Genomic DNA, 21,411 nt, shown 5'->3' on the forward strand with positions numbered 1-21,411 from the left:
ACGCCGCAGCGTCAATTCGCCGCACCCAGCCAGTGGGCAATCGCCTGCCCCAGCTCAGGCTTAGTCACCGATCCCATATGCGTCCCCGGAACCGCGACATAGGTCGCATCGGGTAGTAGCTCCGCCAGATCCTCAGCAGAGCCATTGTCGTTGTCCTCGTCGCCGCACACCACCAGCGTGGGAATGGTGACGTGGGACAACAACGCAAGGTCCAGATCGGGCATGGTGTCCAGCAGCAGCCGGGCGGCAATCCGATCCACCTTCTGCGAGCGCAGAAATTGCACCGAATACCACGCCGGATCGCCGCGCGGGATGGTGTCAAATTCGTCGATCACCCGCTTGAAAAAGACGCTGCGCTTCTCCCACTCGCCCAGACCCGCCGTGCCCATGCCGCCGATCACCAGACGTGCGGGCGTCAAAACTCCATGCGACACACCATGCAGCGCAGTGCGCGCGCCCAGCGAAAACCCGCTCAGATCATAATCATCAAGGCCCAGGTGATCGACCAGCGCCGCGACATCGCGGACCAGCACATTGACGGGATACTTCGCCGGATCATGCGGCGCGCCGCTGTCGCCATGTACGCGAAAATCCAGCATCAGCACTTCATAGCCCAGCGCCGCAATCCGCTCGGCATGCCCCCACTTGATCCAGTTCATCTGGGCACTGGAAAACAGGCCGTGAAGTAGTAGCAGAGGCCGCCCCTCACCCATCCGGTGCAGCGTCAACTCAGTGCCGTCGAAGCTGGTGAAAACCTCTTTGCGAAGGACGTTCACTCCGGCACCTCCAGCCCGGCCGCTTTCCAGCGTTTGGCGACACTTTCCGTGGTCGCGCTGAAATGGCGCGGCAGGCTGCGCGTATCCAGCCATGCCTCGTGAATGCTTTCCGCCCCAGCGTGCGCCACGGGCACGAAATCGGCGGGGTCATCGAAGCTGCCGATAGTGAGATCGAACCCGCCCGCGCCATCCAGAAACGCAAAGCCCAGCGGGGTGCCGCATTGCGCGCAGAATGGGCGGTGCGCGATTGCGGAGCTTCGATACCAGTCAGGCTGCGTCAGCCAGCGGACATTTTCGGCGTCCACCTGCACAAATGCAGCAGCAATCCCGCCGGTCGCTTTCTGGCACATCCGGCAATGACACCAATAGGCGTCATGGCTGGCCAGATTGACTTCATAGCGCACACGTCCGCATTGGCAGCCGCCGGATTTGGTCACACTCTCGCTCATCGCCGCTGCAATCCCTTCTGCTCCATGCGCCAGCGCGCCATATCTATGCGGTCTTGTCCGAAGAAAGGTTCGCCCTCGAATAGCAGCGTCGGAACGCCCCAGTGACCCGCCGTTTCCAATGTGTTCTGGTTGTCGGCGATTTCGGTTTCGAGCGCGTCCTTATCATCTACCGCTTCTGCGTCGAGCTCAGCCAGATCGAGTCCGGCCCGTTCGGCAGCCCCGGCCAGATGGTCCCCCTCGTTCCACCCGTCGGCGCCGCCCCAGATCAGCTGCCCCGCCTCATGCGCGAAGATCAGACCCTTGCCGCGCCGGGCGGCGGCCTGACCCAGCCGGGTGATGCGCCGGATATGCGGCTGATCATCAGCAGTCTTGCGGGTCGCCACATCCTGAACAATGGGGTCGGGACGCGGCGCGCCAAAGGGGATGCCGTGGAACTGTGCCACGCGCATCATGTCAAGGAAGGTATAGCCCAGCCAGTTGGGGTGGTTGCGCTCAAAAAAGTCGGGCTGACGAATGGCCAGCGGCCAGACCGGGCGCAGCGCGATGGCGAGGTCGAATTCCTCGATCATGGCGCGGTATCGCCCCACCGACAGATAGCTGTAGGGCGAGCGGAAGCTGAAAAATAGATCTGCGGTCAAGGTCATGCCCTGCCTTGTCGCGCAGAGTTTTGCGCTAGTCTAGCGGAAGAAGCACTGCGTCCCGGCGTAGAGGGCGGAGACCGCGCCATCCTCGGTAAACCCGCCCAGTCGCTCGCCAAAGGCGAATTCCTCGCCCAGCGTGCTGTCAGCGATAGGGGCATAGCCGCTGCGCGCCTGCAATTCGGCGAGCGGCGTGCCGATGCGGATATTGCTGTCGGTTGCCAGTTCACCATCGTCGCCGCGCAGGAACCAGCCGACGAACGCCGCATCCTGGAATTGCACCGTCAGCCCGCCCGGAAAGTCAACACTGATCATCGGACCTGCGCCGCACTCGTCCATCGCCATCGGCTGCTGCGGCGATCCCAGCACCGCTTCAAGCGCAGCAACAAGCCGCTCTTGATCGGCGGAAAATGCAAAGGCGTTTTTGCCGATCGCCAGTCCCTGCCCGCGCAGTATGACCGTATCATCGGCCAGCGCGGCCGTGCCGTCGCGTTCCATCTGATGGCGTTCCAGCGGCGATGGCGCATCGCTGCCGCAACCAGCGATCAGCAAGGGCACAATAGCAAGAGCTGCCAACCGCATCGGCTTAACCTTTCTTCAGGCAATCGCGCCCGAGCAATTCGGCGATTTGCACCGCATTCAGCGCCGCGCCCTTGCGCAGATTGTCCGACACGCACCACAGATTGATACCGTTTTCGACAGTCGGGTCTTCACGCACGCGGCTTATATAGGTGGCGCTGTCGCCGGCGGCATCGACGGGCGTGATATAGCCTCCATCCTCACGCTTATCGATCAGCATGCAGCCGGGCGCCTCGCGCAGAATGTCCTGTGCCTGCTCGGCAGAAATCTCGTTTTCGAACTCTATGCTCACCGCTTCGGAATGGCCCACGAACACCGGCACCCGCACACAGGTTGCCGTCAGCTTGATCTTGGGGTCGAGGATTTTCTTGGTTTCGACCACCATCTTCCATTCTTCCTTGGTCGAGCCATCGTCCAGGAACACGTCGATATGCGGGATCACGTTGAAGGCGATCTGTTTGGTGAAGGTCACAGCCTCCATCGGGTCCCCGACAAAAATCGCGCGGCTTTGCTGGAACAGTTCGTCCATACCTGCCTTGCCCGCGCCGGAAACCGATTGGTAGGTCGAGACGACAACCCGCTTGATCGTCGCGGCATCGTGCAGCGGCTTGAGCGCCACTACCAGCTGCGCCGTCGAACAATTGGGATTGGCGATGATGTTGCGCTTGGCATAGCCGTGGATCGCGTCGGGGTTCACTTCGGGCACGATCAGCGGGACGTCCGGGTCCATGCGGTAAAGCGAAGAATTATCGATTACCACGCAGCCCGCCGCAGCCGCCTTGGGCGCGTAATCCTTGGCCACGCCCGATCCAGCCGCGAACAAAGCGATGTCCCAGCCGGCCCAATCGAAATGTTCGATATTATGGCATTTGAGCATCCGGCCCGTGTCGCCAAACTCCACTTCGCTGCCTTGCGAACGGCTGCTGGCAACCGCCGCCAGCTCATCAATCGGGAACTCGCGCTCGGCCAGCACCTGCATCAGCTCGCGCCCGACATTGCCCGTGGCACCCACCACAACGACACGATAACCCAAAATATTTCTCCAATCAGATTGCCGGGCCGAGATAGCGCCCCGTGGCGGTTTCGCAATGACAGCGGTGCTTTTGCCAGGTGAAGCCCTGATCACACAAACTCACTGCGGCGGGGTCACCCCATGCGCTTCGAGGAAGCGGAACACCGTGTTGTAGCGATGCGGGCTGATCTGCTCGCCCGACACGCGGTGCGTAAAGCCGGGATAGAGCATCATTTCGAACGGAACATTCGCACCCTGCATTTCGGCTATCAGTGCAGTAGCATTTTCAAACACCACATTGTCATCCGCCATGCCGTGGATCAGCAACAATGGATCGGCGATCTTAACCGAATCCGCGATTACCGCGCTCTTGGCATAGGCCGCGCCATCGGCCTGAGGCGTTCCCATATAGCGTTCGGTATAATGGGTGTCATACAGCTCCCATTTGGTCACCGGCGCGCCCGAGATACCCGCTGCATAAAGGCCGGGATCGGCCTGAAGCTGCTTCAGGGTCATGTATCCGCCGTAGGACCAGCCATCTATTGCGATCTTGGCCGGATCGACGAACGGCAGCGACTTGAGGAACAGCGCGCCCGCCTTCTGGTCGGCAACTTCGACGCTGCCCATAGCGCGATAGATCGGCTGTTCGAAAGCCACCCCGCGATTTGCGCTGCCGCGATTGTCGAGCTCGAAATAGATGTAGCCTTTGTCAGCAATCGCCTGTTCCAGTGCGCCGGTCCAATTGCGCTGGACCAATTGCGGACCCGGCCCGCCATAATGGTAGAAATAGACCGGATAACGCTTGCCCGGCTCCATCTCTGGCTTGATCATCTTGTAATGAAGCGTGGTCCCGTCTTCCGCGCGAATGGTGCCGAATTCGGGCATAAGGTGGCTGGCAACGAAGGGCGCGTAGGGGTGATCCCCATCCAGCGCGTTCTCCTCAATCCACGCGAGCCGCTGACCCGCTGCATCGGCAATATAGCTCTGCGTCGGCTGATCGGGCTTTGACCGCGAGACAAGCAGCGTCTGCGCTTTCTCGTCCATAGTCGCCGAATTGACATAGGCGCTGTCCGTCAGCTGGGTGATCGCGGAGGGATTGGCCAGACTGAAGCCATAGACCTGCTGCGCCAGCACATCGTCCTTTGTGCCCTGGAAATACACGCGCCCCTGCGCCTGATTGACGCCGACCAGCTTGGTCACTACCCACTCGCCGCTGGTCAGCTTGTTCCATGTGCCATCGGCAAAGCGATAGAAATGCCCGTACCCGTCACGTTCTGACCACCATAGCAGCGATCCGTCATCGAGCCATTTGTAATTATCGGAAAGGTTGATCCAGTAATCCTGCGCCGCCGCTCGCTCGGTAAACAGAACTTGGCTGGCACCTGTCGCCGGATCAACCTTGAGCATATCGAGCACGGTCTGATCGCGGTTCTGGCGCTGGACATACAGCGCATTGCCATCGGGCGACCAGTCGACGCGCGGGATGTAGATGTCGGTATCCGGCCCGAGATCGACCTTCACGCGGTTCTTGCCATCGGGGTCCATCACATAAAGCTCGACCACTGCATTGGCGCTCCCCGCCACGGGATAGCGTTGTTCGAAAACCTTGGTCCCGGTTGCGCCGATGGCTGCGCGGGTGACGACACCAACGCCGCTCTCATCGAACCGCTCGACCGCGAGGCGGCGGTCCTGGGGGTGCCACCAATAGCCGGTAAGCCGTCCCATTTCCTCTTGCGCGACAAACTCTGCCTCGCCCCAGCGGATGGTCTCCTTGCCCTCTTGCGGTGTGATCGGCTGCGCCGCGCCGCCAACCGGGCCGACCCAAAGCCGCCCTTCGCGCACAAAGGATACGAAGCCGCCCTGCTCGCTTAGCGCGGGATTGAGTTCGCTGGCTTCGGTGTCGGTCAGGCGAACCGTCTCGCCGCCCAGCCGCGCCAGATAGAGATCACCGTCCAGCGGCACGAGGACTGCCTTGCCATCTGCGCTCCACTGGTAATCGACGATCCCTTTCAGGCTGCCGATCCGCGCGCGCTCGCGCTGCATTTTCTCTGCCTCGGACAATTCGCGCCCGGTGCCCAGCTGCTCGCTATCGACCAGCATTCGCCATTCGCCTGTGGTGCGGTCATAGCCCCACAGATCATAGCGCTCCTTGTCCTCCACACGGTTGCGCAGCAGCGTTAGATAGCGCCCGTCAGGCGACAGCTTGACCCCGCGCGGTGCCGGTCCATCAAGGCCCGGGCTGGCGAAAACACGCTCGAAGGTAAGCTCCGCAGGCTGGCTCACAGCCGCATCCTGCGCGTGGAGCCCAGCGGAGGAAAACAGCGCGGTAGCTGCAAATAAAATCGAGCGCATATCAAAACCAACCCCTCATCCCATCATGGCAAGCGGCGCAGTGCAATCCAGAGCACAAGATGCCGGATCGCCGCGCCGCCATGCGGCTCCTCGCAATGCGGGCTGCAAAGCGCAACGAAAAAGGGGCACCCCGGTAATCCGGAGCGCCCCTTTCGAAACCGCTTGGGTTGCCCTTATTTCTTGGGCGTGTTGTCCCGACGCTCGGCAATACGCGCGCGCTTGCCGGTGCGGCCGCGAAGATAGTAAAGCTTCGCACGGCGCACGATACCGCGGCGGACCACGGTGATGCTGTCCACGATGGGCGAATACAGCGGGAAAACGCGTTCCACTCCTTCGCTGAAGCTCATCTTGCGGACGGTGAAGTTGCTGCCCATGCCGCGGTTCGACCGGGCAATCACAACGCCTTCGAAATTCTGGACGCGCTCACGGGTGCCTTCGACAACCTTTACGCCGACACGCACGGTATCACCGGCGCGGAATTCGGGAATATCTTTCCCGAGGTTCTGGATGGCTTCTGCCTCCAGTTGCTGGATCAGGTTCATGACCTAATTTCCTATTTTACCGCCGCGCGCCAGAGGCAAGTCAGTCCCGATCACCAGTGTGGCGATCCCAAAGGTCTGGCCTGCGTAACCGTGTGTGATCTTCCGACATGGCTTTACGCCACGCCGCGATCTTCGCATGATCCCCCGATCGCAGCACTTCAGGGATCGTGCGCCCTTCCCATTCTGGAGGTCGGGTATATTGAGGGTATTCCAGCAATCCTTGTTCGAAGGATTCCTCGGTACCGCTCGACGGCGCGCCCATTACGCCGGGGAGCAGGCGAATGCAAGCGTCTAATATGGCCAGCGCGGCGGGTTCGCCGCCCGACAGGACGATGTCGCTCAGGCTGACTTCCTCAACCTCGCGTCCGGCAAATATCCGCTCGTCGAAGCCTTCGAAGCGGCCGCACAGGATGGTGACGCCCGGACCCGCCACCAGCTCGCGGATGCGCGCCTGCGTGATCGGCTTGCCGCGCGGGGTCATCGCCAGCACCGGCGCCTTGGGCTGCAGCAGTCGCGCATGATCGATAGCAGCGGCCAGCACATCTGCTTTCAGCACCATGCCCGCCCCGCCGCCCGCCGGGGTATCATCGACAGTGCGATGCTTGTCGCTGGCAAAGTCGCGGATCTGGATGGTATCGAGCGACCACTTCTGCTCCTCATAAGCCCGCCCCGCCAGCGACAGCCGCAGCGGCCCTGGAAACATCTCGGGGTAAAGCGTGAGGATGGTGGCGGCGAAGGTCATGCCGCATCGCCTAGCGCGGCAAAATGCGCAAGGCTAGGAGCGCTTTGCTATCCCGTGCGTTACCAAGCGCAATGAGTGACACCGAAACCATCGACGATTGCATCATCATTGGTGCTGGCCCTGCTGGTCTGACTGCGGCGATTTATCTTGCGCGCTTTCACCTTTCCATCCGTCTGTTCGATTGCGGGACCAGCCGCGCTGCGTGGATCCCGCGCACGCACAATCATGCCGGTTATCCCGAGGGGATCGAGGGCAAGGAATTGCTGCGTAACATGCGCGAACAGGCGCGCAAGTATGGGGCGATGCGTGAAGAGAAGCGCGTCGAACATCTCGCGGCGACCGAAGCGGGCTTTGTGATCGGCACCGACAGTGGCACTTACCGCGCACGCTCGGTCCTGCTGGCCACCGGAGTGGTCAACCGCCGCCCAGACGCGCTGGCGGATGATGTGCATGACGCGGCGCTGGCGCGCGGCCTGCTGCGCTATTGCCCGGTCTGCGATGGCTATGAGGTAACCGACAAGCGCGTGGCCGTGCTGGGCACCAGCGACCACGGGACCGCCGAGGCACTGTTCCTGCGCAGCTTTACCAAGGATATCACACTGATCAGCCCGCAAGGTGACCATGATCTGGACGATGCCTGTTCGGCCAAGCTGGACGATGCCGGGATTGTCCGGGTGGCCGGGCCATGCAGCGATTTTGCAATCGAGGGCGAGACACTTGCCTTCGATACCGAGAGCGAACGTGTGGCATTCGACAGCGTCTATCCGGCGCTTGGTTCGCACATCCGCTCCGAACTGGCGGTGGGCGCAGGCGCGGCTGTCACCGACGAAGGGTGCATCAAGGTGGGCGACCATCTGGAAACCAGCGTGCCGGGGCTGTTTGCTGCGGGCGATGTAGTGGTCGGACTGGACCAGATCAGCGCCGCGATGGGTCAGGCAGGCATTGCCGCGACCACCATCCGCAACCATCTTGCGGAGGAAAAGCCGCTCAGGCGTTAACCGCCGCAGCCTCCGCAACCACCGCCGCCGCAGCCGCCAGCACCGCCGCCATCGACAGAATCGCCGCCCGAATCGCCAATCGAACCCGCGCCATCGGCTGACCGGCGCATGGCGTGCAAATCGGCATAGGGCGTGCCGACCAGTACCGCCGTTCCGAACAGTGCAACGCTGTGGCCAAGCTCTGGTCCGGTCGGCGCGTTGCGAATGCGGTCCGAAACCGCCTTGCGCTCAGCCAGCAACGCCTGCCCGGCCTGAGTGCGCGGATCGAAGCGGATATAACGCCATAGAGCCAGCACTGCGGTCAGGACCATCAGGGCGATGAGAAACCCGATAGGCTCACCCTGCGCATTGCCTGCAAAGGCGCGCCATAGACCAATCGCAATAACCAGCAGATAGGGCAGCACCGCCATCATCCGCAGCCGCCCGCGTTCGCCCGGCTCGATCAGCAAACCCTGCGCCACCAGATCGGCATCGAGATTATCCCCATAGGTGGTGATCGTCTCGCGCGCCGCTTTGAAGCTCACCTCGCCGCCGCCGCGCAATACCGCGCGTTCGGCGGCATTCTGGCCAGCTTCGGCCTGCATAATGGCAAAGCTGCTTTTGCCCGACACCTCCATCGCGCCGCTGCCAATCAGCCGGGCAATCACCGCATCTGCGAGCCGTTTGGAGCCGCCCGCCAGATAGGCAAGGCCAGTCGCCTCGGTCAGTTGCCCGCCGCGCCCTTCGGGACGAAGGAAGCCGGGAATCCACAGCCCGGCGACAATCGCAGCCACCAGAAGGGCGGCATAGAACAGCAGGAAATCGCCGCCCGAATAGCCGGAAAAACTCGTCTCGATCATGCCATTCTCCCGGCCAGAAATATCATTGCAGCGGCCAGAATTGCCGCCAAAACCAACCACCGCGCCCAGCGGCGCGGCATAATGATAGCATCGGCAGGATTGATCCGGAAAGCCTTTGGATCGACGCCAAACCGGCGCGCGGCGGCGGGCCAGATATCGCCAGGCGGCGGCTTGCCAAAACTCTCCTCATAGCTTTTCAGCGTCGCGGCATATTGATCGTAATAGCGGGTGCGCTCCGCCCCGCCCCCGGCGGTCGGTCCGTGATGCAATGGTGCACCCAGCGCCTGCGGGCAAAACCGCTCCCAATAGTCGCGGCTGTAGGTCAGATGGAGATGCCAAGCCTGATCCACCGCATCGGACGGCGTCACCGGATGCCCGGCGATCACAGCAAGGTAACAGAACCGCTTGTATTCGCGGATCACACGCTGAGTATATGTGCGGTCCCAGCGGTTTTCACGGGCGAGACGGTCGGTGAAGGACAGCGCTGTGGCGGCTGGCCCGATTTCATAGGCGGCAAGGCGTTGCCACAGGTCTGATCCGACAGCGGTCATCGCCGTCATTTGTCCCAGAATGGCTCCGCAATGACCAGTCTTGTCTGATCCCATTCAGGCACCGCCTGCCCGGTCAGCGGGACCATAAAGGTTTTGCCATCGGGCTTGAGAATTTCGACGATGTCGGTCGCGCCGAAATTTTCCACCGCAGCCACTGTGCCGACCGGCTCACCGCTATCGGTGACCACGGGCAGGCCCAGCAGGTCCGAATAATAGAATTCGCCGTCGTCCAGCTTGGGCAGCGCAGCCACGGGCACGGTCAGCACCGTGCCGCGCAGGGCTTCTGCCGCATTACGGTCGCTGCATTCGGCGAAGCGGGCGACCGCGCCGCCCTTGTTGTCGCTGCGCAGCTTGGTGGGGGTCAGCGCGCCCTCGTTGAAACTCTTGTGCGCCTTGAGCGCATCCAGCCCATCGCCGAACAGTTTGAGGCGGACGTCGCCCGTCACGCCGTGCGCACCAATAATGGCAGCGAGCGTGACGGGCTTGTCAGACATCGGAAAGGCTTAGCCTTCCGACTTTTCTTCAGTGGCTTGGTCAGCCTTGGCGTCTTCGGCCTTAGCTTCTTCAGCCGGAGCTTCGTCAGCTTTGGCTTCCTCTGCGGGCGAGGCTTCCTCGGCGGGAGCTTCTTCAGCGGCAGGCGCTTCAGCAGCGGCCTTGGCTTCTTCCTCGGCAGCCTTCTTGGCTTCCTTGGCGGCTTCTTCAGCGGCCTTCTTGGCTTCTTCGGCTTCGGCTGCCTTGGTCACCTTCTCTTCGGCGCGTTCCTTGGCCTTTTCGCCAGGCTCGGCCTTGTTCGGGTTGTTGCGGGCTTCACGCTCGCGCACACCGGCCTTGTCGAGGAAGCGGGCAACGCGGTCCGAAGGCTGCGCACCAACCGACAGCCAGTGACGGGCGCGGTCTTCGTTTACCTGAACGCGCTTCTCGTCATCCTTGGCGAGCAGCGGGTTGTAGGTGCCGATCTGTTCCAGATACTTGCCGTCACGCGCGCTGCGGCTGTCGGCAACGACGATACGGTAATAAGGACGCTTCTTGGCGCCACCGCGCGAAAGACGAATTGCAACTGACATAAAACTTACCTTTCTAGAATACTAAACTGAATTTGCTGTTATTTCTTTGAATTTGGCAGACCGGGAAGACCGGGCGGCAAACCGCCCATTCCGCCTGCTGCACCGGGACCGCCAAGCCCTGGCATCGCCGCGCCCATCCCGCCTTTGCCGAACAATGCGCCAAGCCCTTTGAGCCCGCCCATCTTCTTGATCTGCTTCATTGCGCGGGCCATTTCCTGATGCATCTTCAGCACCTTGTTGACCTCTTGCACCTGCGTGCCGGAACCCGCTGCCACGCGCTTCTTGCGTTTGGCGTTCAGCAGCGCGGGATTGGCGCGTTCCTTGGCGGTCATCGATCCGATGATCGCGTCCATATGGATCAGCACCTTATCGTCCATATCCGACGATGCCAGCGCCGCCTTGGCTTTCTTCATGCCCGGCATCATCCCGGCCAGCGCGCCAAGGCCGCCCATGTTCTGCATCTGCTTCAGCTGCATGCGCAGATCGTCCAGGTCGAACTGACCTTTCGCCATCTTGCGCGCCATGGCTTCGGCGTCTTCTTCATTGATCGTCGCGGCGGCCTTTTCGACCAGCGAGACGACATCGCCCATGCCCAGAATGCGGCCAGCGACCCGCTTGGGATCGAAGGCTTCGATCGCGTCGAGCTTTTCGCCCGTGCCGGCAAACTTGATCGGCTTGCCAGTGACATAGCGCATCGACAGCGCCGCGCCGCCGCGGGCATCGCCGTCCATCCGCGTCAGCACCACGCCGGTCAACGGCACTTCGCCGCTGAAGCTCTGCGCGACATTGACCGCGTCCTGCCCGGTGAGGCTGTCGACCACCAGCAGCACTTCGGTCGGGGTTGAGACCGAGGCGACCGCCTTCATTTCGGCCATCAGTGCCTCATCGACATGCAGGCGGCCTGCAGTGTCGAGCAGCAGGATATCGGCGGCTTGCAGCTTGGCTGCATCCATCGCCCGGCGCGCAATATCGACTGGCTGCTGGCCCTGTACGATCGGCAGAGTGGCAACGCTGATCTGTTCGCCCAGCACCGCCAGCTGTTCCTGCGCGGCGGGACGGTTGACGTCCAGCGACGCCATCAGCGCCTTCTTGCCGTGCTTTTCCTTGAGCAGCTTGCCCAGCTTGGCGGTTGTGGTGGTCTTGCCCGAACCCTGCAGGCCGACCATCATGATCACGACCGGCGGCTTGGCATCCAGCGTGAGGCCTTCGACCTCGGTCCCGCCCAGCATATCGACCAGTTCGTCATCGACGATCTTGACGACTTGCTGGCCCGGCGTGACCGAACGCAACACATCCTGGCCAATTGCCTTTTCGGTAACCGCATCGATGAAACGGCGCACCACGGGAAGCGCAACGTCGGCCTCCAGCAATGCCACGCGCACTTCGCGCATCGCATCGCGCACATCCTGTTCGGACAGCGCGCCGCGTCCGCGCAAGCGGTCGAAGACAGTACCAAGCCGGTCTGACAGGCTATCGAACATGACCGATCAACTCCCTGCCGGTGCCAACGGGCACCGTAAAAATAAACAATTCCAGTGCCCGAAAGCCCCGAAACGCGAAAAACGCCGGCGGACGAAACCTCGTCAGCCAGCGTGGGGACATGCCCCGATGAAACCCGAATGTCTTTTCAGGTGTGTTGAAATCACGCCGCGATAACAGCGGGATATCGTCACATCCGAAGGCGAATGGTGGAGCCTAGCGGGATCGAACCGCTGACCTCCTGCATGCCATGCAGGCGCTCTCCCAGCTGAGCTAAGGCCCCAGTCATTCTGCGCGGCACACCCGGAAAGGCGCGCCATGCTTGCGGGAGTGGCCCTTTATGGGGCCACCCCTCACAAGGCAAGAGCTAAAATCAGGTGTTGTCGACTTCGTCATCGTCCTTGCCGGCCTTGACCCCAAGATCGTCGTCGCCGCCCAGATCAACCTCGTTGTCTGGTGAAGCCTCTTCGTCGTCGTCGGCCAGATCTTCCAGATCGTCATCAGCCAGATCGCTATCCGGCTTGGCGTCCTTCTTCTTTTCCTCTTCGAAGGGGATCGGCTGCTTCGACTTCAGCACCGGCTCGGGCGACCATTCTTCGCCGCATTCGATGCAGGTGACGGGCTCGTCCTTCGTCAGATCGTAAAAGCGGGTGCCACACTTCGGGCAGGTCCGCTTGGTGCCCCATTCCGGTTTGACCATGTGTATTCCTCAGATGAGCCCCGCCGAGTGCGGCGGAGCGAAAAATTCTCTTACTTGATGGGATCCCGCAAGGCAGGAATCAACAGCGCGCGCGCCTTGCCAGAACGCATTGCCACTGTCAAAGACCCGCGCGCATCCGCCACTCCAGCAAGGCACCCCTCGCTTGACCACGCATCGTTTTTTCTCCCGAGGCCCGCTGACCGGCCGCATCCGCGTACCCGGCGACAAGTCGATCAGCCACCGCGCGCTGATGTTCGGCGCGCTGGCCGTGGGTCGCAGCCGGATTTCCGGCCTTCTTGAGGGCGAAGACGTGCTCGCCACCGCTGCTGCCCTGCGCGAGATGGGCGCGCGGATCGAGCAGGATGGAGATGACTGGGTGGTCGACGGCGTGGGTGTAGGCGGCCTGCTGCAACCGACAAGCGCGCTGGACATGGGCAATTCGGGCACCTCAACCCGGCTGCTGATGGGACTGGTCGCCAGCCACGGCATTACCGCTGCCTTTACAGGTGACGCCAGCCTTTCCAGGCGTCCGATGGGCCGGGTGATCGACCCGCTCAGCCAGATGGGTGCCAGCATCACCCCCTCCCCCGGCGGCACACTGCCGCTGATGATGGAGGGGATGCAGCCCGCTGTGCCGATCACTTACCGGCTCTCTGTCGCCAGTGCGCAGGTGAAAAGCGCCGTTCTGCTGGCAGGCCTGAATACACCGGGCATCACCACCGTGATCGAGCCAGTCCCGACCCGCGACCATACCGAGCGGATGCTGCGCGGTTTCGGCGCGAAACTTACGGTCGAGGAGGCAGGCGGCGAGCGCACTATCCGTATCCACGGCCCCTGCGATCTATCGCCCTGCGACATCACGGTGCCGGGTGATCCCTCTTCCGCCGCGTTCTTCGCAGTTGCCGCATTGCTGGTGCCGGACAGCGATCTGGTGATCGAGAATGTCGGACTGAACCCAACCCGCAGTGGCATCTTTCACGTGCTGCGCCAGATGGGCGGCAGTATCGAAGAACTGGACCAGCGCGAGATTGGCGGCGAGCCGGTTGCGGATCTGCACGTCCGCCACTCGGCACTGACCGGCATCACAGTCGATCCCGAAACCGCGCCCAGCATGATCGATGAATTTCCCGTGCTGTTTGTCGCTGCCGCGCTGGCGCAGGGCACGACCACTACCAGCGGCCTCGACGAATTGCGCGTCAAGGAAAGCGATCGCCTCTCCGCCATGGCAGCGGCGCTGACACTGGTCGGTGCACAGGTCGAAGAATGCGGTGACGGATTGGTGATCACCGGCACGGGCGGCGCGGCGCTGCCCGGCGGCGGCCCTGTCACCACCCACCTCGACCACCGTATCGCCATGAGCCTGGCAGTCGCAGGACTGGCCAGCGACAGCGGCGTGACCATCGACAGCAGCGATCCCATCGCCACCAGCTTCCCCAATTTCATCGCTTTGCTCGACAAGGCTGGAGCCCAATAATGCCCGGAATATCGTCTTTCGCCGCGGACCTCATCGGTTTCGCCGGCAGCTTCTGCATCGTCGCCGCTTTTGCCTATAGCAATATGGCGACGCGGATGAATCTGCTGCTGTTCAATGCAGTGAACTTTATCGGCGCCGCCCTGCTCGCGGTGTCGCTGACAGTGAATTACAACCTGCCGACAATGGTGCTGGAGATCGTGTGGATGATCATCGCCGCCTTCGGGATCGTCAAGGCGCTGCGTTCTCGCAGCCCAGGCGTGACAGAAGCCCCATGATCATCGCCGTCGACGGACCCACCGCATCGGGCAAGGGCACGATTGCGAAGGCACTGGCGGCGCATTTCGGCTTGCCGCATCTCGATACCGGGCTGCTGTACCGCGCAGTCGGGCGGCAGGTGTTCCTGAATGGCGGCGATCCCAATGACAGCGCCGATGCGCTGGCAGCGACCGATTTTCCCGCCGCCTTGCTCGACGATCCGCAATTGCGCAGCGAAGACAATGGCGGCTGGGCAAGCCGTGTCTCGGTCCATCCCGCAGTCCGCACCGCGCTCTACGAACGCCAGCGCGCTTTCGCCACGCAGCCGGGCGGCGCGGTCCTCGATGGCCGCGATATCGGTACTGTCATCGCGCCCGAGGCAGAGGCCAAGCTGTTCATCACGGCCAGTGTTGCGGCACGCGCCCAGCGACGCTTTGCCGAGATGTGCGAACGCGGCGAGGCAGTGACGCTGGAGGCGATCGAAGACGATTTGCGCCGCCGTGACGAACGCGACAGTACCCGCGCCGTCGCCCCGCTGGTTCCCGCCCCCGATGCGATGGTGATCGACACCAGCGCGCTGGACCGGGATGCCGCCATCGCTGCGGCAATTGCCATGGTTGAGTGTGCACGCACGAAATGATTTTCCTACAGCGCGCCGCTTTGCCAGCGTGCCCGAATGACCGCATCGCACAACCCAATTGAATCCGTGTTACGTCGGTCCACCGCACCAGTCAGTTTTTTGCTTCAGGACCGTGTAACACCCGGTCCAGGTCTCACCGCCCACCGCACGGCTTTCACTTGCTTTCGTGCCGCCTTGCGCCTATGCGCGCGGCCGCCCCATGACCTTCGCTTGCGCGCTGGTCCGGGGCTTTCGCGGGCGCACCCGGCCCCGCGGAAACATTTCGGCCCTTTTGGCCCGCATCCGGCAATCCCGCCGGTGCGGAGAAAAGACCCCGGTAAAACCGGCGGCCGGTAGCAAGACGTAAACAGGATTAACAATTTATGGCGACTGTAGCCAATCCCACACGCGACGATTTTGAAGCAATGCTCAACGAGCAACTCGGCGGTGCCGAGGATGGCGGTTTTGAAGGCCGCGTTGTCAAAGGCACCGTTACCGCCATCGAAAATGGCATGGCGGTTGTCGATGTCGGCCTGAAGAGCGAAGGCCGCGTCGATCTCAAGGAATTTATGCGCGGTGAAGACGCGCACGGCCTGTCGGTCGGCAGCGAAGTCGAAGTTTATGTCGACCGCGTTGAAAATGCCGACGGCGAAGCAATGCTCAGCCGCGACCGCGCCCGCCGCGAAGCCGCCTGGGACAAGCTGGAAAGCGAATTTGGCGAAGGCAAGCGCGTCGAAGGCCGCATCTTCGGCCGCGTCAAAGGCGGCTTCACCGTCGACCTCGACGGTGCCGTAGCCTTCCTGCCCGGTTCGCAGGTTGATATCCGCCCCGTGCGCGATGTCGCCCCGCTGATGGATGTGCCGCAGCCCTTCCAGATCCTCAAGATGGATCGCCGCCGCGGCAACATCGTTGTTTCGCGCCGCGCCGTTCTGGAAGAAACCCGCGCTGAACAGCGCAGCGAACTGATCGACAAGCTGGCCGAGAGCCAGGTTATCGAAGGCGTGGTCAAGAACATCACCGATTACGGTGCGTTCGTCGATCTCGGCGGGATCGACGGTCTGCTGCATGTCACCGACATGAGCTACAAGCGCGTCAATCACCCCACCGAGATGATCGAAATCGGCCAGACCGTGACCGTTCAGATCATTCGCATCAACGAAGACACCCAGCGCATCAGCCTGGGCATGAAGCAGCTGGAAAGCGATCCGTGGGACGGTGTTGCCGCCAAGTATCCGGTTGGCATGAAGATGTCGGGCACCGTCACCAACATCACCGAATACGGCGCCTTCGTCGAAATCGAAGCGGGCATCGAAGGCCTGGTCCATGTTTCGGAAATGAGCTGGACCAAGAAGAACGTGCACCCCGGCAAGATCGTTTCGACCTCGCAGGAAGTCGAAGTCATGGTGCTCGAGGTCGATAGCGAAAAGCGTCGTATCTCGCTTGGTCTCAAGCAGGCCCAGCGCAATCCTTGGGAAGAGTTCGCCGAGAAGCATCCGGTGGGCACCAAGGTCAATGGCGAAGTCAAGAACGCGACCGAGTTCGGCCTGTTTATCGGGCTCGACGGCGACGTCGATGGCATGGTCCACATGTCGGACATCGCCTGGGGCATCTCGGGCGAAGACGCACTGGCGCTGCACCGAAAGGGTGAAGAAGTCGAAGCCATCGTGCTTGACGTCGACACCGACAAGGAACGCATCAGCCTGGGCATGAAGCAGCTCGAAAAGGGCGCGCCCACCGAAGCCGGTGCCGGCAGCTCGCTGCGCAAGAACGAAGTCGTTACCGTCAACGTTCTGGAAGTTCGCGATGGCGGCCTGGAAGTCCAGGTTGGCGAAGACGGCGCGACCGGCTTCATCAAGCGTTCGGACCTTGGCCGCGACCGCGACGAACAGCGTCCCGATCGTTTCCAGCCCGGCCAGAAGGTCGACGCACTGGTCATCGGTTTCGACCGTTCGAAAAAGCCCAACTTCTCGATCAAGGCGCGTCAGATCGCCGAAGAGAAGGAAGCTGTGGAACAGTTCGGTTCGTCCAATTCGGGTGCCTCGCTTGGCGACATCCTTGGCGAAGCGCTGAAGGGCAAGAAGGAAGACTAAGCCTTCCTCCCCCTTTCAGGGTTCATTCGAAAGGCCCGCTTGCCCACCCGGCAGGCGGGCCTTTCCTACATGGACCGCAAGCGATACAAGCGCCGCCATGTTGGAAATTCATCAGTTCCCGTGCCTGTCGGACAATTACGGCTTCCTGCTGCACGATCCTGACAGCGGCGAAACCGCAGCGATAGACACGCCCGACGGCGCGGAATATCTGCGTCAGGCACAGGCCAAGGGCTGGCGGATCACACAGATCTGGAACACCCATTGGCATCCCGACCATGCAGGCGGAAACGCCGCCATCGTCGCAGCCAGCGGTGCCACAGTGGTCGCCCCGGCAGAGGTTGAGCGGATTGCGCCAATCGATACCGTGGTGGCTGATGGCGACACAGCGCGGCTGGGCCAGTGGCAGGCGCGCGTGATCGACGTGTCGGGCCACACCAATGGCCACATCGCCTATCACCTGCCCCAAGCGAACATCGCCTTTGTCGGCGACAGCGTGTTCGCGCTGGGTTGCGGACGGATGTTCGAAGGCCAGCCGCAGCAATTCTGGGACAGCCTTGACCGTATCCGCCAGCTGCCCGCCGACACCGCGCTGTACTGCGCGCATGAATATACGCAGGCGAATGCGAAGTTCGCGCTGCATGCCGATCCGGACAATGCGGAGTTGCAGCGCTATGCCAGTGAGATCGACGCCAAGCGCGCACAGGGCGAGCCTACGGTCCCGACAGACTTGGGCCGCGAACTGGCGACCAACCCCTTCCTGCGTGCAGACACGGCGGTTCTACGGGATCGCTGGGGTGGTAACAATGCGGCAGAAACCTTCGCCGCGCTGCGGGCGGCGAAGGATAATTTCTGAACCGGATCCCTTACGGGCGGTTAGATGTTGGCGATAACCTGATCGGCGAGCGCGCGGTCAGCCTCGGCATCGTGCTTGGCAGCGATCAGCTTGCGGCTGGCCGTCGTGGCAGCGAAGACGGCGCGGTTGCGCACTTCCTCTACCGCTTCGCGTTCGGCGGCGGAGATCTTGTCTTCGGCCATCCGCTTGCGACGTTCGACCATTGCAGTGCTGTCGGCTTCGGCCTTGGCGAGCAGCGCATCGGCTTCGTGCCGGGCGTTGGTCATCATGGCTTCGGCGTCCTGTTCGGCACCCTTGATCTTGGCAGCGTATTCATCGCGCAAAGTTTCAGCCTCGGCGCGCAGCTGCTTGGCTTCGTCAAGCTGCGTGCGGATTGCAGCGATCCGGGCATCGAGCCCGCCGCCAATGGTCTTGTGAACCTTGGCACCGAAAAACGCGATCAGCAGCAGGACAAACATCGCAACCGAAACAACCTGGAAAGGCGCAAGGCCCCACAGCTCGGGTTCGACATGCGTCGGAGCGCCGCCGTGGCCTTCTTCGGTATAGGCTTCAGCCGCTTCGGTGGTGAAGACTTCTGGTACGGTATCAGCCATGAGCCATCGCCTCCTTGACGGCCTTGGCAGCCGTGGGCTTGGTCACTATCACACCGGCAAGCCGGGCAACAATGTCCTGAGCCGCCTCGACAGCGACCGATTCAACTTCGGCCAGCGCCGCATTACGGGCTTCGTCAATGCTGACTTCTGCCTGCGCAACCTTGGTGTCGATCCGCTTCTGCGCGGCGCCGACTTTCTTTTCCGAGGCAGCAGCACCTTCCGCCTTCGCCTGAGCGATGATCGCCTGAGCAGCGGCGCGGTTTTCGTTTTCACGCACCCGCCAGGCCTCTTCTTCCGCGTCGGCGGCATCGCGCGCGGTGCGGGCCGCGGCAAGGTCACCGGCGATCTGCTGGTCGCGCTGGGCCACCGTATCCATCACCTTGGGGACCATGCCCCGGCCGATGACAAAAAAGGTGAGGCCGAAAAACACGAACAGCCAGAAAATCTGGCTCGAATAGGTTTCGGCAAGCTGTGCAATCTGGGGCATTTCAGCTCTCGAGAAACGGGTGCTGGGAATTGTGGCGCCGGCCGGGACGGTCCCGGCCGACGTAGTCAGATTTCGAAGCGATTAAGCGACGAAGATCAGGATCATGGCAACGACGAATGCCAACAGGCCGAGCAGCTCGGCAGCGGCGAAGCCAATGAACAGGCGGCCCTGCTGGCCGTCGGCAGCACCCGGATTGCGCAGTGCGCTTTCCAGGAACGAGCCGAAGACGTTACCAACGCCGATGGCGGCCATGCCGGCACCAATTGCAGCGAGGCCAGCACCGATGAGCTTTGCAGCTTCTTGTTCCATTTGAAAACTCCTTGAAAGACAGATTGTTAAGATGAGGACTTAGTGAAGATTCTCGGCGTCATTGATATACAGCGACGTCAATAGCGCGAAGACATAGGCCTGAATACCGGCCACCAGCAGCTCAAGAGCGCAGATGCCGACCATCAGGAGGAAGCTGGGAAGGCCAACCACACCGGCCCACAGGAAGCCAGCATTGGTGCCGTCGATAACAAAGCTCGACAGCACTTCAAGCAGCACGTGCCCGGCCATCATGGCCACGAACAGTCGCAGGCCGAGGCTGAAGGGGCGCACCATGAACGAGATAAATTCGATCGGCGCGATGATCGGGATCATCGGCAGCGGGGTGCCCTGCGGCACGAACAGGCTGAAGAAATGCAGCCCGTGCTTCCAGAAGCCCACCACCAGCACGATGGTGAAGCTGAGGATCGCCAGCACGCCGGTGACGGTAAAGTGGCTGGTGAAGGTAAACGGGTGAATGCCCACGATGCCCAGCGGCAGCAGGCCGAGCATATTGGCGAACAGGATGAACATGAACAGGCTGAAGATATAGGGCACATATTTGCGCCCGGCCTTGCCGACATTGGCCTCCAGCATGGAATCGATGAAGCCGGTGAAGCTTTCCACCATCATCTGCCAGCGCCCGGGCACCAGTTCGCGTTTCATGCCGCCCAGCACGAAGAGGAACAGCACCACCGTGGTGATGAGCATCCACAGCGCACTGTTGGTGAAGGCGATGTTATAGCCCGCAATTTCCCAGCCCTGCGAACCGCCAAGCGGTTCGATCGTGAACTGGTGCATCGGGTCGACCTTGGCCTGTTCGGCTGACACGTCCGGTAAGTCCCTAATCCATGTGAACAGCGCCCTTAGCAATCCCGGCTGGGATTATGCATCGGGGCGCTGGTTTGCCGCGCGAATAATGTTTCTGAAGGCCACGACTATCCCAAGGAACAGTCCCACCAACAGGCCCCACGGATTGGTTTCGGTGAACCAGCCAATGGCCCAACCGATAACCGAACCACCGAGAATACCGCCCAGAAGATCGGCGAGGACACGATTGCCGCTGCGGTAATTCGCATCGGCGCCCGTTATCTTCGGCCGGTTACGCTGTTCTTCGCGGCTCTGCGCGGCGTTAAGCCGCGCTTCGAGCGCATCGATCCGCGCATCCTCGACGATAGGTTCCCGTGCGGGTTCGTCATCACTCATGCCAAGCTCCTGTAAAGGGGGTTGCGCGGCACGGGCACAGACTTGCCCGCCGAGGGCGCCGCCCCCTTAGAAGGGGGTCACTGGCGAGTCAACACGGCAGGCTGCTGTTAACGGTGCGAATTGGGCCGCGAAAGCTTACGGGCAGCGCGAATCGCGCATCGGTGCGGTGGCGGTGCGGGTCTGCCAGCTGCCATCGGGCGCCTGGTATTTTTCACCCGCCGACGTTGCGGCAATGGCTTGGCAGCCGGCGGTCAGCGCATATTCTTCCAACGTGGCATTGGTTGCCTGGGCACGCTGGGAATACACGGCACGCCGCTTGATATTGATGTCGTTGACGATCGCCCGCAGCGCTGGGGTTTCCGATCCGACGATGCCTAGATAGCCATCCATCTTCTCGCCCACCTGGCCAGCCGAACGGGCCGCCGCGTAGGCGGGATCACGTTGAGCAAAGGCGGGCGCGGCAAAACCGCCCAGCGCCACCGAAGCGGCGAGAGCGGCCATGAACAGCTTGGAATTCGGAGTTTTCATCACATCACCCATCAGAAAATATCTGCGTTCTTCTCAATCGTACTGCCCGCGTCCTCGGCAAGGCGGTAAATCACTTCCTGGCGGATATTGACGTTGAGCTCGATCACGATCGCATCTTCGGGCGCATTGACTGTAATGCATCCGGCGAGCGCGAGCGAGGCCAACACCGGCACCGCCAACTTTCCTGTCCCGTTCAAAAGCCGTTTCCCCTGCATGTCACAGGTTCTCGCAAGCCTTGCGCGGTCCGTCAATTTCTTGGCTGTCATAGGGCGTTCTCGC

The 21,411-nt window shown here is 62.0% G+C and carries 27 protein-coding genes and 1 tRNA gene; 6 read left to right on the forward strand and 22 right to left on the reverse strand.

Annotation, left to right across the window (positions count from 1 at the left end; all coding sequences use genetic code 11):
* Positions 1–11: 11 nt before the first annotated feature.
* From FEV51_RS02660 to trmD, 8 genes are all read right to left on the reverse strand, one after another.
* Positions 12–776, reverse strand: a complete 765-nt coding sequence (locus FEV51_RS02660; RefSeq protein ID WP_425466587.1) for an alpha/beta fold hydrolase — start codon at positions 774–776, stop codon at positions 12–14.
* Entirely contained in the window at positions 773–1,225 is a 453-nt protein-coding gene (locus FEV51_RS02665) for a GFA family protein (protein ID WP_138615673.1), read from the reverse strand. Before FEV51_RS02665 ends, FEV51_RS02660 begins: the two co-directional genes overlap by 4 nt.
* Positions 1,222–1,869, reverse strand: a complete 648-nt coding sequence (locus tag FEV51_RS02670; RefSeq protein WP_138615674.1) for a 2-hydroxychromene-2-carboxylate isomerase — start codon at positions 1,867–1,869, stop codon at positions 1,222–1,224. The genes FEV51_RS02665 and FEV51_RS02670 overlap by 4 nt, the downstream gene beginning before the upstream one ends.
* Positions 1,870–1,902: 33 nt before the next feature.
* Positions 1,903–2,445, reverse strand: coding sequence for an aspartate-semialdehyde dehydrogenase (locus FEV51_RS02675; RefSeq protein WP_138615675.1), 543 nt, complete (start codon positions 2,443–2,445; stop codon positions 1,903–1,905).
* A 4-nt stretch (positions 2,446–2,449) separates the two neighbouring features.
* Positions 2,450–3,475: an aspartate-semialdehyde dehydrogenase gene (locus FEV51_RS02680; RefSeq protein WP_138615676.1), complete on the reverse strand. Its 1,026-nt coding sequence runs from the start codon at positions 3,473–3,475 to the stop codon at positions 2,450–2,452.
* Positions 3,476–3,574: 99 nt separating this feature from the next.
* Positions 3,575–5,806 carry a S9 family peptidase gene (locus FEV51_RS02685; RefSeq protein WP_138615677.1) on the reverse strand — a complete coding sequence of 744 codons (2,232 nt, stop codon included), beginning with the start codon at positions 5,804–5,806 and terminating at the stop codon, positions 3,575–3,577.
* 173 nt (positions 5,807–5,979) lie between these two features.
* Positions 5,980–6,348 (reverse strand): 50S ribosomal protein L19, encoded by a 369-nt coding sequence (gene rplS / locus FEV51_RS02690; RefSeq protein WP_138615678.1) that lies wholly within the window; start codon positions 6,346–6,348, stop codon positions 5,980–5,982.
* Between the two features lie 40 nt (positions 6,349–6,388).
* The gene (gene trmD / locus FEV51_RS02695; RefSeq protein WP_138615679.1) at positions 6,389–7,090 is read right to left on the reverse strand and encodes a tRNA (guanosine(37)-N1)-methyltransferase TrmD; all 702 of its coding nucleotides are present in this window, start codon (positions 7,088–7,090) and stop codon (positions 6,389–6,391) included.
* 71 nt (positions 7,091–7,161) lie between these two features.
* Here trmD and FEV51_RS02700 point away from each other — a divergent pair, with 71 nt between their 5' ends.
* A complete protein-coding gene (locus FEV51_RS02700; RefSeq protein WP_138615680.1) occupies positions 7,162–8,088 on the forward strand; it encodes an NAD(P)/FAD-dependent oxidoreductase in 927 nt (308 codons plus the stop codon).
* Here FEV51_RS02700 and FEV51_RS02705 read toward each other — a convergent pair.
* The 7 genes from FEV51_RS02705 to FEV51_RS02735 form a co-directional block, all read right to left on the reverse strand.
* Complete coding sequence (locus tag FEV51_RS02705) at positions 8,085–8,927, reverse strand: TIGR04222 domain-containing membrane protein (RefSeq protein WP_138615681.1); 843 nt, start codon at positions 8,925–8,927, stop codon at positions 8,085–8,087. The genes FEV51_RS02700 and FEV51_RS02705 overlap by 4 nt on opposite strands.
* Positions 8,924–9,478 (reverse strand): glycine-rich domain-containing protein, encoded by a 555-nt coding sequence (locus tag FEV51_RS02710; protein ID WP_138615682.1) that lies wholly within the window; start codon positions 9,476–9,478, stop codon positions 8,924–8,926. The genes FEV51_RS02705 and FEV51_RS02710 overlap by 4 nt, the downstream gene beginning before the upstream one ends.
* A gap of 5 nt (positions 9,479–9,483) precedes the next feature.
* On the reverse strand, positions 9,484–9,972 hold the full coding sequence (gene rimM / locus FEV51_RS02715; RefSeq protein WP_138615683.1) for a ribosome maturation factor RimM: 489 nt from the start codon (positions 9,970–9,972) through the stop codon (positions 9,484–9,486).
* Between the two features lie 9 nt (positions 9,973–9,981).
* Entirely contained in the window at positions 9,982–10,542 is a 561-nt protein-coding gene (gene rpsP / locus FEV51_RS02720) for a 30S ribosomal protein S16 (RefSeq protein ID WP_138615684.1), read from the reverse strand.
* Positions 10,543–10,580: 38 nt separating this feature from the next.
* Positions 10,581–12,023 carry a signal recognition particle protein gene (ffh, locus tag FEV51_RS02725; RefSeq protein WP_138615685.1) on the reverse strand — a complete coding sequence of 481 codons (1,443 nt, stop codon included), beginning with the start codon at positions 12,021–12,023 and terminating at the stop codon, positions 10,581–10,583.
* Between the two features lie 205 nt (positions 12,024–12,228).
* Positions 12,229–12,304, reverse strand: a tRNA-Ala gene (locus FEV51_RS02730).
* 90 nt (positions 12,305–12,394) lie between these two features.
* The gene (locus FEV51_RS02735) at positions 12,395–12,721 is read right to left on the reverse strand and encodes a TIGR02300 family protein (RefSeq protein WP_138615686.1); all 327 of its coding nucleotides are present in this window, start codon (positions 12,719–12,721) and stop codon (positions 12,395–12,397) included.
* Between the two features lie 163 nt (positions 12,722–12,884).
* Between FEV51_RS02735 and aroA the strand changes: the two genes are divergently transcribed.
* The 5 genes from aroA to gloB all read left to right on the forward strand — a co-directional run bounded on the left by aroA (position 12,885) and on the right by gloB (position 18,012).
* Positions 12,885–14,195, forward strand: a complete 1,311-nt coding sequence (aroA, locus tag FEV51_RS02740) for a 3-phosphoshikimate 1-carboxyvinyltransferase (RefSeq protein ID WP_138615687.1) — start codon at positions 12,885–12,887, stop codon at positions 14,193–14,195.
* Positions 14,195–14,470, forward strand: coding sequence for a CBU_0592 family membrane protein (locus FEV51_RS02745; RefSeq protein WP_138615688.1), 276 nt, complete (start codon positions 14,195–14,197; stop codon positions 14,468–14,470). Before aroA ends, FEV51_RS02745 begins: the two co-directional genes overlap by 1 nt.
* The gene (locus FEV51_RS02750) at positions 14,467–15,090 is read left to right on the forward strand and encodes a (d)CMP kinase (protein WP_138615689.1); all 624 of its coding nucleotides are present in this window, start codon (positions 14,467–14,469) and stop codon (positions 15,088–15,090) included. The genes FEV51_RS02745 and FEV51_RS02750 overlap by 4 nt, the downstream gene beginning before the upstream one ends.
* 362 nt (positions 15,091–15,452) lie before the next feature.
* Positions 15,453–17,159, forward strand: a complete 1,707-nt coding sequence (gene rpsA / locus FEV51_RS02755; protein ID WP_138615690.1) for a 30S ribosomal protein S1 — start codon at positions 15,453–15,455, stop codon at positions 17,157–17,159.
* A 97-nt stretch (positions 17,160–17,256) separates the two neighbouring features.
* Complete coding sequence (gloB, locus tag FEV51_RS02760; protein WP_138615691.1) at positions 17,257–18,012, forward strand: hydroxyacylglutathione hydrolase; 756 nt, start codon at positions 17,257–17,259, stop codon at positions 18,010–18,012.
* 20 nt (positions 18,013–18,032) lie between these two features.
* Here gloB and FEV51_RS02765 read toward each other — a convergent pair whose 3' ends face one another.
* The 7 genes from FEV51_RS02765 to FEV51_RS02795 form a co-directional block, all read right to left on the reverse strand.
* Complete coding sequence (locus FEV51_RS02765) at positions 18,033–18,605, reverse strand: F0F1 ATP synthase subunit B family protein (RefSeq protein WP_138615692.1); 573 nt, start codon at positions 18,603–18,605, stop codon at positions 18,033–18,035.
* Complete coding sequence (locus tag FEV51_RS02770; RefSeq protein WP_138615693.1) at positions 18,598–19,092, reverse strand: F0F1 ATP synthase subunit B family protein; 495 nt, start codon at positions 19,090–19,092, stop codon at positions 18,598–18,600. The genes FEV51_RS02765 and FEV51_RS02770 overlap by 8 nt, the downstream gene beginning before the upstream one ends.
* Before the next feature lie 81 nt (positions 19,093–19,173).
* Positions 19,174–19,401 (reverse strand): F0F1 ATP synthase subunit C, encoded by a 228-nt coding sequence (locus FEV51_RS02775; RefSeq protein ID WP_138615694.1) that lies wholly within the window; start codon positions 19,399–19,401, stop codon positions 19,174–19,176.
* A gap of 39 nt (positions 19,402–19,440) precedes the next feature.
* Positions 19,441–20,229, reverse strand: coding sequence for a F0F1 ATP synthase subunit A (locus FEV51_RS02780; RefSeq protein WP_281281589.1), 789 nt, complete (start codon positions 20,227–20,229; stop codon positions 19,441–19,443).
* A gap of 54 nt (positions 20,230–20,283) precedes the next feature.
* Positions 20,284–20,604, reverse strand: a complete 321-nt coding sequence (locus tag FEV51_RS02785) for an AtpZ/AtpI family protein (protein ID WP_138615695.1) — start codon at positions 20,602–20,604, stop codon at positions 20,284–20,286.
* A 135-nt stretch (positions 20,605–20,739) separates the two neighbouring features.
* Entirely contained in the window at positions 20,740–21,132 is a 393-nt protein-coding gene (locus FEV51_RS02790; RefSeq protein ID WP_138616349.1) for a YdbL family probable chaperone protein, read from the reverse strand.
* A gap of 11 nt (positions 21,133–21,143) precedes the next feature.
* Positions 21,144–21,398, reverse strand: a complete 255-nt coding sequence (locus tag FEV51_RS02795; RefSeq protein WP_342773722.1) for a YnbE family lipoprotein — start codon at positions 21,396–21,398, stop codon at positions 21,144–21,146.
* Positions 21,399–21,411 lie beyond the last annotated feature (13 nt).

This window comes from Qipengyuania marisflavi, from assembly GCF_005884405.1.
GTDB lineage: Bacteria > Pseudomonadota > Alphaproteobacteria > Sphingomonadales > Sphingomonadaceae > Qipengyuania > Qipengyuania marisflavi.